The organism is Pseudomonas guineae (genome assembly GCF_900113745.1).
GTDB classification, from domain to species: domain Bacteria; phylum Pseudomonadota; class Gammaproteobacteria; order Pseudomonadales; family Pseudomonadaceae; genus Aquipseudomonas; species Aquipseudomonas guineae.
Window position 1 is genome coordinate 48,284 of record NZ_FOQL01000005.1, and the last position, 12,484, is coordinate 60,767.

The 12,484-nt window shown below is 58.2% G+C and carries 8 protein-coding genes; 3 read left to right on the forward strand and 5 right to left on the reverse strand.

Annotated elements, in window-relative coordinates; translation table 11 throughout:
* Nucleotides 1-122 precede the first annotated feature (122 nt).
* Nucleotides 123-1,736, forward strand: coding sequence for a methyl-accepting chemotaxis protein (locus BMZ32_RS16545; RefSeq protein WP_425272885.1), 1,614 nt, complete (start codon nt 123-125; stop codon nt 1,734-1,736).
* Between the two features lie 298 nt (nt 1,737-2,034).
* On the opposite strand, the gene BMZ32_RS16550 is transcribed toward BMZ32_RS16545, so the two are convergent.
* Nucleotides 2,035-3,129, reverse strand: a complete 1,095-nt coding sequence (locus BMZ32_RS16550; protein WP_090244015.1) for a GGDEF domain-containing protein — start codon at nt 3,127-3,129, stop codon at nt 2,035-2,037.
* Nucleotides 3,130-3,433: 304 nt separating this feature from the next.
* Between BMZ32_RS16550 and tyrS the strand changes: the two genes are divergently transcribed.
* Nucleotides 3,434-4,675 (forward strand): tyrosine--tRNA ligase, encoded by a 1,242-nt coding sequence (gene tyrS, locus BMZ32_RS16555; RefSeq protein ID WP_090244017.1) that lies wholly within the window; start codon nt 3,434-3,436, stop codon nt 4,673-4,675.
* Nucleotides 4,676-4,828: 153 nt separating this feature from the next.
* Here the strand turns inward: tyrS and BMZ32_RS16560 are convergent, their stop codons facing one another.
* Together BMZ32_RS16560 and BMZ32_RS16565 are read right to left on the reverse strand one after the other, a co-directional pair.
* Complete coding sequence (locus BMZ32_RS16560) at nt 4,829-6,751, reverse strand: M48 family metallopeptidase (RefSeq protein ID WP_090244019.1); 1,923 nt, start codon at nt 6,749-6,751, stop codon at nt 4,829-4,831.
* Nucleotides 6,752-6,763: 12 nt separating this feature from the next.
* Nucleotides 6,764-7,360, reverse strand: coding sequence for a LemA family protein (locus BMZ32_RS16565; RefSeq protein WP_090244021.1), 597 nt, complete (start codon nt 7,358-7,360; stop codon nt 6,764-6,766).
* Between the two features lie 512 nt (nt 7,361-7,872).
* On the opposite strand from BMZ32_RS16565, the gene BMZ32_RS16570 reads away from it, so the two are divergent.
* Nucleotides 7,873-8,529, forward strand: coding sequence for an endonuclease I family protein (locus BMZ32_RS16570; protein WP_090244023.1), 657 nt, complete (start codon nt 7,873-7,875; stop codon nt 8,527-8,529).
* 125 nt (nt 8,530-8,654) lie between these two features.
* Here BMZ32_RS16570 and BMZ32_RS16575 read toward each other — a convergent pair whose 3' ends face one another.
* Both BMZ32_RS16575 and BMZ32_RS16580 read right to left on the reverse strand, forming a co-directional pair.
* Nucleotides 8,655-10,433 (reverse strand): acyl-CoA dehydrogenase C-terminal domain-containing protein, encoded by a 1,779-nt coding sequence (locus tag BMZ32_RS16575; protein ID WP_090244025.1) that lies wholly within the window; start codon nt 10,431-10,433, stop codon nt 8,655-8,657.
* Nucleotides 10,434-10,604: 171 nt separating this feature from the next.
* Entirely contained in the window at nt 10,605-12,401 is a 1,797-nt protein-coding gene (locus BMZ32_RS16580; protein WP_090244027.1) for an acyl-CoA dehydrogenase C-terminal domain-containing protein, read from the reverse strand.
* Nucleotides 12,402-12,484: the final 83 nt, after the last annotated feature.

The following is a 12,484-nucleotide window of genomic DNA, read 5'->3' on the forward strand; positions in this document are numbered from 1 at the left end:
TCCACCTCTCTAGCGCGCCGCTGTAGTTCAAGGATGAAGTTGTGCAAGCCTGGGCAAGTAAAACCGGGCCTGCTTTCAGAATTGCTTTCCTGACTATAAAAGGTGCGCCAATGCTTGGCCAAATGTCTGTAAAACTCCGTCTGCTGTTGCTCGCTCTACCTCCATTGCTGGCGCTGGTGCTATTGGCTGCCATATCCCTAAATCAGATGGGCAACCTCAACCAAGGCATCAACAGCCTCTATGTGGATCGTGTTGAACCCATGGAGCAGCTGATCACCGTGAACAATGGCTATGCCAACGCACTGATTGATCTGGGCCATAAGTATCGTGCCGAACTTATAGATGGTGGTACTTTTCGACGTGAGGTACAGGCTTCATTGCAGCGGGCAGATACAGCTTGGAATGCCTATCTTCAGACCCATATCACCGGAGATGAGACACGCCTGATGGAGGCGACCAAACGAGCTAAAGAGCCTGTGCGGCGCTTGATTGACTCACGCCTTGAGCAGCTAGACAACGGCAATCTTAGGTCACAGGACGGGGCTAGCTTTAACCAGCAAACCTATGAGGCCTACGATCCACTGCTTGATGCGCTGGATTCGCTTTATACCTATCAGGTGCAAGTTGCCGGTGAGTTCAACAACCAATCCTCCGAAGATTATCAGGGGCTTTTCAAGGCCTATGTAATCGCTTGCGTGTTGGCGGTGGTGCTTTTGGCACTATTAGCGCTGGCTGTTTACCGCTCTATCAGTCGCCCTGTGGTGCATATGCATGAGGTGATTAGCGATATTTCTGAGCATGCTGACCTGACCCGTCGTTTGCAGATTGAGGGTAGTGATGAGCTGGCGCAAACAGGGCTGGCCTTCAACCGCATGATGGATCGCTTCCAGGCCCTGATTGGCGAGTTGGCACGCGCCGTTGAGCAGCTGGCATCGTCCTCCGAGGAAATGAGCTCAATCAGCAAGCAGGTCAGTCACTCCGCTAGCGCTCAAGAAGAACAGGTAATCATGGTGGCAACCGCCATCAATGAAATGACTGCAGCAATTCAGGAGGTAGCAGGCAATGCTCTGAACGCGGCTCAGCATGCACACGATGCAGATAGTAAAGCGCGGGCAGGTAGCAGTACGGTACGCGCCAATGTGGAATCCATGCAAACGTTGTCAGCGCGTGTTAGTAGCGCCACCAAAGTGATCGAGCTGCTTAACAAGCAGTCAGAAAATATCAGCCAGGTACTCACCACTATCCGTGGGGTGGCCGAGCAGACCAACCTTCTGGCTCTCAACGCAGCTATTGAAGCAGCCCGAGCGGGTGAAGCTGGACGTGGTTTTGCGGTAGTGGCAGATGAAGTACGAAGCCTCGCGGGCAATACCCAACGGGCTACTGAATCAATTCGCACGATGATCGACGAGCTGCAGGCTTCGGCTCGCCAGGCAGTTAATGTGATGGAAGAGGCCAGCGAACAAGCCAAACACAGTGCAACTCAAGCTGGGGAGTCCGGCAATATTCTCGATGCCATTACCACGGCAGTGGAAACTATTGCCGATATGAATGCGCAGATTTCCACTGCAACCGAGGAGCAAACTTCGGTTGCAAACGAAATCAACGAGAACATTACACACTTTCAGACAGGGATTGCCGAAGTGGGAGAAGGCTCACGGCAGAGCTCTATTGCCAGCCAGGAGTTGGCCGAGCTGTCCGTGCAGCTACAACGCCAGGTGTCTCAGTTCAAAGCCTGATTGAGATAAAAACGGTAGCAGCCAGCGGGCTACTACCGTTTGAACATCTTGCGTTGGCCGCAACATTCGGCTGACGCAATGATCCGAATGTCTCCATTCAATACGTTCGGCCATTTGCTAATAAACCCTTATGAGCTTGTGACTGCTCAGCGGTTTTGTTGCGCTACAAATACCGTGAACTCGTCTAAGGATGCCCTGAAGCAGTCATGTATTTATGGCCAACTTCAGCTCTCGCCTAATCTGAAAGCGACGACTTAACCAGAACCGATCAGATCGCTCACCGTATTTAACGATTGTATTACCGCGCTGAATACTCGCTGAGCTGAACCTCTGGCATGGAGCGGCCAACCATCTGGTTACGACCTAGCGCCTTGCCGCGGTATAAGCGCTGGTCTGCGCAGTGATAAAGCTGCTGCGCTGTTTGGCCATCGCTGGGCCATTCCGCCATACCAAAGGTCACCGTGAGCATGATCTGCTGATTGTCATAGGTCAGCGGCTTACTGGCGATTTGCTCGCGCAGTATTTCCACCAAGGGTTCGGCCGCGCCGTGCTCGGTACCGCGCAGTAACAGGCCAAATTCTTCACCGCCCAGGCGACCGAGAGTGTCGGTGTTGCGTAGGCGTTGGTTGAGGCTGTTACAGATATGCCTTAGAGCCTGATCACCGGCATCGTGGCCGTACTGATCGTTGACCCCTTTGAAGTGGTCAACATCGAGAATCACTAGCACCAACTTAGCCTGGCTACGCTGCGCCTCACGAATACTTTGCTCCAAGCTCTGCTGAAAGCTGCCTCGGTTGGCTACGCCTGTCAGGGCATCCGTGCGTGCCATCTGCTGCAATTGCCTATGCGCCGAAGCACGGCGGGCTTCGTAGAGGTGCACAAAAATGATCAATAAAACCCCACACAACAGTGCATTGCCCAGATCGATCAAACCCTTGGCATCCAGACTTACCGGGTAGGTGTACAAGTAGAGCAGGCAGGCTGCGAGCACAAATGGCAGCGCCAGCATGCTGCCACGCTTGCTACCGAGCAGCAGGTAGGAGATTACTGGAATGCTGTAGACCCAAACGAATGCTGTCTTGGAGGCATTGGGAATGACGATGATATACAGCATAAAACTGAAGGTCGGCAGCAGGTATAGATAGATAAAGGGCAGTAAATTATGAACCCTGACGATGCGCCAGGTGCCCCACAGCAGTAGTGCGCTGACCAACAGTTCGAAGCCTGCGAACACGTAGTTGTCGGCCATAAACTGCAACGCGCAGAACACCCCAAGGGTCAGACCGGAAGTGGCAAAGATAATGCGGATCAGCGAACGACGACCAGCATCCTGCAGATCGTCAACGGCGGCATTATTGTTATCGCCCGATTTGTCTCGCGGTTGAAAGAACATAGCTCAGCACTTCCTAGCTGATGGGGTAATGCTGCACTGTGCCTGAAAACTTAACCGATTGGCCAGGCTAACAACCGCAGCAGCGCGCCAGTTCTGAGTTACCGCCGAGTTGACTTACACTCGCCAGCCACTAAAGTACCGCGCATGCACAGACACATCTGCCCCATCGCTGCGTTTTATTACGTACTGCCCCCTCTCACCAGGCGGTAGATGCGTTGTTGCATGTCCGATCCGCCTGAGGCGGATCGGTCATCCTTGATTTACACCGGTCTCCTCAGGCTTTTGCCAAATTCAGGAGACTGTTATGCCCGCTACATCCCCCGATCTAATCGACCAGCTCAGCGCCCGTGGTTTCATCCACCAGTGCACGGATCTCGATGGCTTGCGCCAGGCCTTGAACCAAGGCCCGCAGACCTTCTACCTCGGTTTCGATGCCACCGCCGAGAGCCTGCATGTCGGCCATCTCCAAGCGTTGATGCTAATGCGTCACCTGCAGCGCGCCGGTCATCAGCCGATCTTACTGATCGGCGGCGCCACAACGCGTATTGGCGATCCGAGTTTTCGCGATAGCAGCCGGCCGGTGCTGACTGAAGCGCAGATCCAACAGAATATCGCCGGGATAACCGGCTGCTTTGCCCACTACATTGAGCTCGGCGATGCCCCCAACGCTGGCCGAGTGGTGGATAACGCCGATTGGCTGGACGGCATCGGCTACCTGCAGTTTCTCAATGAGGTCGGCCGGCACTTTTCCATCAACCGCCTGCTGACCTTCGATGCGGTACGCAACCGCCTGGACCGCGAGCACTCGCTGAGCTTCCAGGAATTCGGCTACACCCTGCTGCAAGCCCACGACTTCACCGAACTGGCGCGCCGGCACAATTGCACCCTGCAACTGGGCGGTGCCGACCAATGGGCAAACATCATCAATGGCGTGGAACTGGGCCGGCGTCAGGGCTGCCAGCCATTGTTCGGCCTGACCATGCCGCTGCTGACCGCACGCGACGGGCGGAAGATGGGTAAATCGGCCGCCGGCGCGGTATGGCTGAATGGCGACAAGCTGTCGCCCTATGACTTCTGGCAGTTCTGGCGCAATTGTGACGACACCGACGTCGGTCGTTTTCTCGCCCTGTTCAGTGAACTGCCACTGGATGAGGTGGCACGCCTGGGCGCGCTCGAAGGGGCCGAGCTGAACCAGGCGAAAATCATCCTGGCCAACGCTGCCACCGCCTTGGCCCACGGCGAGCAAGCCGCCCAGGCCGCCGCAGCCACCGCCGCCGAGCTGTTTGTTGGCAGCACTGCAGAGACTGCCTTGCCAGCACTGACCATCGACCCGCAGCGCCTGGATGGCAACGTGAGCCTGTTGCAACTGCTGCTGGAGCACAAACTGCAGACGTCTGGCAGTGCCATACGCCGCCTGACTGCCGGTGGCGGTCTACGCCTGAATGGCGAGGTGCTAAATGATGCCGAATTAAAGCTAACCATCGCGCACCTAGGCGCACGTATTAGCCTCGGTAAGAAGCGTCATTACCAGCTGCAAGCGCAGTGAACTGATCGCGAGGGTGCTCTGTTTCTATACCAGCGTTGAGCACGGCTAATTCAGTGCCATTGCACAACAGCGAGCGGCGTCCGCGAACAGCTGGCGAACATAGAACGCAACAGCGACTCTTCAGGCGAACAGTGCAAGCGCGTGGCCAGCTGTTCAGCCGCGCGCAGCGAGCAAGGGCGGCATCGGACAATCAAGAATATCGGCCACAGCGCGCATCAACTCGGCTTCGGCGGCATTGATCTGGCCGTCATGTTCGATGCAGCGCGCCATGGCCTTGAGCAGCTGCGGCTTCTGCAACGGCCGCAGCAGGCTCAAACGTCGCAGTGCGGGCTCTAGCGCTGACAAACCACTGGCATCGGCCGCTAGCAGCAGGCCGACACTGAACGGCAGTTCGCTGCCCGCCTGGTTGAAGGCGTGTTGCGCGGCAGCCTCATCCACGCCACCCGCACGGGCCAGCAGTGACAGCACAACGAGCACTTCAGCGGCCAACTCCGGCAGCGCGTATCGGCTGGCCTGTGCGCGTACGCCTTCAACATTGCGCTCAACAATGCGCAGCAACGTCCACTCCAGTAGAGCAACCCGGCCATCGGCGCGAATCAGCAGAGCCAGGTTGGCTTTCAATGCTGCGAACTGATCGACGGCCAATTGCTTGAGCGCCGGCATGGCCAAGTCCAACAGGGGCAAGCGCATGCCCGCAGGTAAATGCCGCAGCGGCGCGCGCAAGTGCTCAAGCTGCGCGGCCACTTCGGCACTGATGCGCGGTTGCAGAAGTTGCACTTGCTGCGCCGATTGCGCCTCAGCCGGGTCGAGCAATAGACCGTAGAGCAACGCCTCGGCGCCATTGCAACTGTGCGCCGCCGCACTTAAGGCCTCATCCAGCTGCGCCAGTGAGCGGCGTGCAACAACAAGGTGCGGCGCCTGCGGATCGCCAATGGCGTCAATCGCCTCACTCGCCGAGGCCGGACTTAAATCCGGCACAAAGGCACTCGCGCCAAACACACTGGCGGGCGAATCACTGCCCTCTGCGGCCGGCGCTGCAGCGCTGATCGCTGGCACCTGCGGGTAACGGCCATCCCAGCCAGGAGTAATCCGGCGGATGCGCTGATCCAGCGGCGGGTGGGTGGCCAGCATGCCTTCCAGGGCCTGACTGATGCCGGCGGCAAAGTACATATGGCTGAACTCGGCAGCATGCCCGGCTTGCAGTTGCGAGCCATACAGGTTGCCGCCGATTTTCTTCAAGGCCCCGGCGATGCTCTCCGGGTCGCGGGTGTACTGCACCGCCGAGGCATCGGCGAGAAATTCGCGCTGGCGGCTCACCGCCGCTTTGATCAGGTTGCCGAAAAAGGTCCCGGCATAGCCCAACACCCACAGCGTGACGCCTATGGCGAGCACGACAGCCACCGAATTTTCGCGACTGGAGCGGCGACCGCGACCGCTACTGCGCAGCAGAAATCCACCGATCAGCCCCAGCAGGAGAATGCCGTGTAACACCGACACTAGGCGTGTATTGAGGCGCATATCGCCGTGGAAGATATGGCTGAACTCATGGGCAATCACGCCCTGTAATTCATCGCGGCTGAGCTGGCAGATCGCCCCTCGGGTTATCCCAATCACCGCATCCTGCGGCGTCAGCCCGGCGGCAAAAGCGTTGATTCCGGCATCATCGAGGACATACACCGCCGGCACCGAGGTGCCCGAGGCCAGGGCCATTTCCTCCACCACATTGAGTAGCCGGCGCTCTTCGAGGTTTTGTGGTGACAGGTTGATCAAGCGCCCACCGAGACGCTCGGCAATCGCCTGGCCGCCGCGGCTCAGTTGCAGCTGCTTGTACAGGCTGCCCAGCAACACCACGCCAACAACCGCCAGCGCCACGCTGCCCACCAGCGGCCAACTGGGCAGCAGGCTGGCCGGGCCATCAAGCAGGCCTAGGGAGCTCTGATGATTGCCGAACAGCTGCCAGATTGCCCCCAGCGCTAGGCTGGTCAGGGTGATCAGGCTCAGAACCGCCAGCACCATCAGCATCAATAAACGCCCGCTGTGACGCCGGGCGCGATCCTGCTGCTCGAAGAAGTTCATTGCGCGTGGCTCTTAGAACGAGACCTTCGGCGCGTCTTGAATCGCTGCGCTGTCGGCGAACTCCAGCAGGCTGGCGTCTTGCGCATGACCGAAACTGGCGGCCAGCAACACCGGTGGGAATGACTGCTTGTAACTGTTGTAGGCCATCACCGCATCATTAAAGGCCTGGCGAGCGAAGGCCACCTTATTCTCGGTGCTGCTCAACTCTTCACTGAGCTGCTGCATGTTCGCCGAGGCCTTGAGGTCTGGGTAGGCCTCAAGCGTTACATTCAAACGGCCCAAGGCACTGTTCAGTAGCCCTTCTGCGCCGCCCAGTTGCGCCATGCCCTGGGCATTACCGGGTTGCACCGCCGCGGCCTTGAGACCCGTCACCGCGTTATTACGCGCGGCAATCACCGCCTCCAGGGTTTCCCGCTCGTGAGTCATATAACCCTTGGCTGTTTCCACCAGGTTAGGGATCAGGTCATAGCGGCGCTTGAGCTGCACCTCGATCTGCGCAAAGGCATTCTGAAAGCGGTTACGCAGCTTCACCAACTGGTTGTAAATGCCAATCACGAAAAAAATCAGCGCGGCGGCAACCGCCAGGAGAATCAGCGTGGCAGTGGACATGGGGCAATCCTTATCGCATGCGAGAGAACTGCCGATGGTAGCGGAAAAGCGCTCGAGGAAATGCCCGGCGGCTGGATACGTAGCGCAAGCGATGTACAAAAGTGGCCTGTGCGCATAGCCGCATACCCATGGTATCCATGTGAGCGGCATCGGTGGGTCACGAAGGGCGCGCGTTGGTGAGCGGCATAAAAAAGAAAACCCCGCGATTGCGGGGCTTTTGCAGACTGTTTGCTGACATCCTTGATCTGCTTGCCATCCTGGCAGCTATCCCACGTATCCCTTTTCTTCAATGCGCTTCCTGCGCGACGTCCTGATTTGTAGGTTAGCCATCGCCCAGCGCCGGGCATAGTGGCGATCCGCAGCACGCGATGTAAGCCAAAGCTTACACGGCGTGCATCCCAGTAAAACCAAGCAAACGCTCGGCTTTATTTTGTGACGCAGGTCTTGTTAAACTCGAACTTGTCTTACAAAAACAACAGACCCCGTCAACGGCGGTCAATACGGGGCCACGCATGCGCTCATTGTTTCTTGTCATCAGCTGCCTGGCAGCCAGCATCAGCCCAATAGCATCCGCCAACGGGCAAAACCAAATTTCCGACCCTAAAGCCGCCGTGCAACTGTTCTGGAACCCGCTTTATGCCCAGGGCGGCACTTCGCTGTATTGCGGCAAAGCCTTTAGCCAGGAAAGCGGCCAGTTTAAAGCCAGCCCTATCTACAGCAACAAACAACTGAAAAGTGCCCTGCGCTGCGTAACCAACCGCCAGTGCGCGATCATGAACCCGCGCTACGTCTATATGGCGTCCGACCTGCATAACCTCTACCCAGCCCTGACGCGCGTCGAGCTGGTACGGCGTAACGCGCAGTTCGGCGATTTGGACGACAGCGTACCAAGCAAATTCGATGATATTGGCTGCGACATGAAAACCAGCTTCCAACTGGTCGAGCCCCGCGACGAAGCCAAGGGCAATATCGCTCGGGCGATTTTCTATATGCACGTCGAGTACGACCTGCCCATCGTCGGTCAGGTGCAGGTGTACAAACAGTGGCACCAGATGGACCCGCCCGATGCCGAAGAAATAGCGCGCAATGATAAGATTGCCAACCTGCAAGGCACACGCAATCGCTTTATCGACAACCCCGCGCTGGTCGAACAGCAGATCAACAACTGATCGACTGCGGCGCCCTAGTCACCCAGGCTGAATCGACTCACTGAGCTGTCGTAGCCCTACGCAACACTAAACCCAGGTACAAAAAAACCGGCAAACGGGCCGGTTTTTTTGCAGTGCCGAGCAGTTTAGAACTGCGCAGCATCCAGCAGGTACAGGCTTTCGCTACCGGCTTTGACCGAAGCTGTGAGCGAGTGGATACGCGGCAGCAAACGCGCGAAGTAGAAACGCGCGGTACCCAGTTTGCTCACGTAGAACTCGTCCTGATCTTGCTTGGCCAGCGCAGTGCGTGCCATCAGGGCCCACATGTAGGCGTAGGCGGTGTAACCGAATACCTGCAGGTATTCCACCGAGGCGGCACCCACTTCATTCGGGTTGGCCTTGGCGCGCTCCAGCAAGTCGCTGGTCATCAGTTCCAGGTTGGCGATGGCGTCTTTCAGCGGATTGACGAACTCGGCCAGTGACGCATCAGCCGAATCGGTAAAGGCTTTGATCTCTTCGGCGAAGTGCTTGTAGAACGCACCGCCGCTACCGACCACTTTACGGCCGACTAAGTCGAGCGCCTGGATGCCGTTGGTGCCTTCGTAGATTTGGGTGATACGGCAGTCACGAATCAACTGCTCCTGGCCCCACTCACGGATAAAGCCGTGGCCGCCAAATATCTGCTGGCCATGGACAGTAGTTTCCAGCGCCATGTCGGTGAGGAAGGCTTTAGCCACCGGGGTCAACAGGGCAACCAATTCTTCGGCGCGTTTGCGGGTGGCCGCGTCTTCGCTGAACTTGGCGGTATCAAGCTGCATGGCCACGTAGCTGGAGAAGGCGCGACCGCCCTCGTTCAGCGCTTTCATGGTCAGCAGCATGCGGCGCACGTCCGGGTGCACGATGATCGGGTCAGCGGCTTTATCTTTGGCTACCGGACCGGTCGGCGCACGGCTCTGGATACGGTCGCGGGCGTATTCCACAGCGTTCTGATAGCTGCGCTCACCGAGGGACAGGCCCTGGATGCCCACGCCCAGCCGCTCGTAGTTCATCATGGTGAACATAGCAGCGAGACCTTTGTTCGGTGCATCGACGATCCAACCAGTGGCGCCGTCGAAGTTCATCACGCAAGTGGCCGACGCCTTGATGCCCATCTTGTGCTCGATCGAACCGCAAGACAGGGCGTTCTGCTCGGCCAGAGAGCCGTCGTCATTGACCATAAACTTCGGCACCAGGAACAGCGAAATGCCTTTCGGCCCAGCCGGTGCGTCGGGCAGTTTGGCCAGCACTAGGTGGATGATGTTCTCGGTCAGGTCGTGTTCGCCACCGGTGATAAAGATCTTGGTACCGGAGACCTTAAAGCTACCGTCAGCCTGAGGCTCAGCCTTGGTGCGGATGATGCCTAGGTCGGTGCCGGCGTGCGGCTCGGTCAGGCACATGGAGCCCGCCCACTGGCCGGAATACATGTTTGGCAGGTATTTCTCTTTCAGCTCTTCGCTGGCGTGGGCGTTGATCGACAGGCAAGCGCCGGCGGTCAGCATCGGGTACAGGCCGAACGACAGGTTAGCCGAATTGACCATTTCTTCGACCTGCGCCGAGATCGCTTTGGGCATGCCCATGCCGCCAAATAGCGGGTCACCACCAACGCCGACCCAGCCACCTTCGGCGTAGGTCTGGTAGGCCTCGGGGAAGCCCGCCGGGGTTTTTACCGCACCGTCTGCCCAGGAGCAACCTTCTTCGTCGCCACTGCGATTGAGCGGGGCGATGGTCCCGGCAGTGACCTTGCCAGCCTCTTCCAGAATTGCCGCAGCGGTGTCTTCATCCACCACGTCCGCCAGGGCCGGCAACTGGGCCCACAGCTTGGAAACTTCAAACACTTCATTGAGTACGAAGCGCATATCACGCAGGGGGGCTTTGTAGTCAGCCATGGGGCAAATCCTCGGACGAACCAGCAGGTATAAAGATGTGCAAAGAGTCTAACCGAACAACTTTTTAGACACATAGCGTCGCGTAATGACCCGGTGGTCAACACGTATTAATTCATGCCCTATAAGCCAAAACCCGCCAGAAGGCGGGCTTGGCAGGCGGTTAACCGCTGGTCAGAGGGCGAAGTGCTCAGCAGGCAAGCGCATCAGGCATTCACTGCCCGCTTCAGCACCGGCAAGGTGCATGGCTGTGCGCGGCAGCAGACGCTTGAAGTAGAACTCGCAAGTGGCCAGCTTGGCCTGGTAGAAGGCAGCGTCGGCAGTGCCCGCCGCCAGTTTCTGCTCAGCCACCTCAGCCATGCGCAGCCAGAAGTACGCCAGGATGACGTAACCGGAGAACATCAGGTAGTCCATGGAGGCCGCACCGACTTCGTCCGGGTTCTTCATGGCGGCCATACCGATTGTCTGCGTCAGTGTGCCCCACTGCTGGTTCAGCTGCGCCAGCTGGGCGACGTAGCCTTTGAGCTGCGGATGCTCAGCCTTGGCCTCACAAAATTTATGGACGATCTTGCTAAAGCCGCGCAGCAATTTGCCTTGGCTACCCAGCACCTTGCGTCCGAGCAGGTCGAGCGCTTGAATGCCGTTAGTGCCTTCATAGATCAGCGCAATGCGGCAATCACGCACCAGCTGCTCCATGCCCCACTCACGAATGAAGCCATGACCACCGAACACCTGCATGCCGTGGTTGGTCACCTCCAGGCCTGTCTCGGTCATAAAGGCCTTGCAGATCGGCGTGAGGAACGCCAAGAGGTTTTCGGCTTCTTCGCGCTGCTCGGCCGTTTCGCCGCTGTGCGCTTGGTCGATTAACTGCGCGGTGAAATAGGCCAGCGCGCGGTTGCCTTCGTTCAAGGCTTTCATGGTCAGCAACATGCGCCGTACATCGGGGTGCACGATAATCGGGTCGGCGGCTTTATCCGGCGCCTTAGGGCCCGTCAGCGCACGCATTTGCAAACGATCGTTGGCGTATTTGATTGCGCCCTGGAAGCTGGTCTCACCCAGACACAAGCCCTGCATGCCGGTGCCCAGACGGGCATGGTTCATCATGGTGAACATGCAGTTGAGGCCTTTGTTGGCCTCGCCAATCAGGTAACCGGTGGCGCTGTCGAAATTCATCACACAGGTGGCCGAGGCCTTGATGCCCATCTTGTGTTCGATCGAACCGCAGCTCACGCCATTGCGCGCGCCGGCTTCGCCCTGAGCATCCGGAAGGAACTTGGGCACGATAAACAGCGAAATACCCCGCGTGCCAGCCGGCGCATCGGGCAGCTTGGCCAACACCAGGTGTACGATGTTGTCACTCATGTCGTGCTCGCCAGCGGAGATAAAGATCTTGCTGCCGGTGACCGCATAGCTACCGTCGGCCTGGGGCACAGCACGGGTCTTGATCAGGCCCAAGTCGGTGCCGCAATGGGCTTCGGTCAGGCACATGGTGCCGGTCCAGCGGCCCTCCGTGAGTTTGCTCAGGTAAGTCTGCTTCTGCACTTCGCTGCCGTGGGCGTGGATCGCCGACATCGCGCCATGGGTCAGCCCTGGGTACATGCCCCAAGACAAGTTACTGGAACCGACCATCTCACTGATGATTAACCCCAACGAAGACGGTAAACCTTGGCCCCCGTATACCGGGTCAGCGGAAAGGCCATTCCAGCCGCCTTCAACATATTGAGCAAAGGCTTCTTTGAAGCCTTTGGGCGTGGTCACCACACCACCGTTGATTTGGCATTCTTCCTCATCGCCGGAGCGATTTAGCGGGGCCAACACTTGCTCGCAAAACTTTGCACCCTCGGCCAGGATGGCGCTAACCATGTCTGGGGTAGCATCGCCGGCGCCCATCGCGGCGTAGCCCGCTTGGTAGTCGAAAACCTCGTCGATCAGAAACTGCATATCGCGCAGGGGAGCTTTGTACTCAGGCATGCTGGCTTCTCCGTCAGTTAGGGGGGAGTGAAATTAAGCCCTACGCTAAAGCCCGCGCCGTGCGGCAACAATCACAGTGCGAA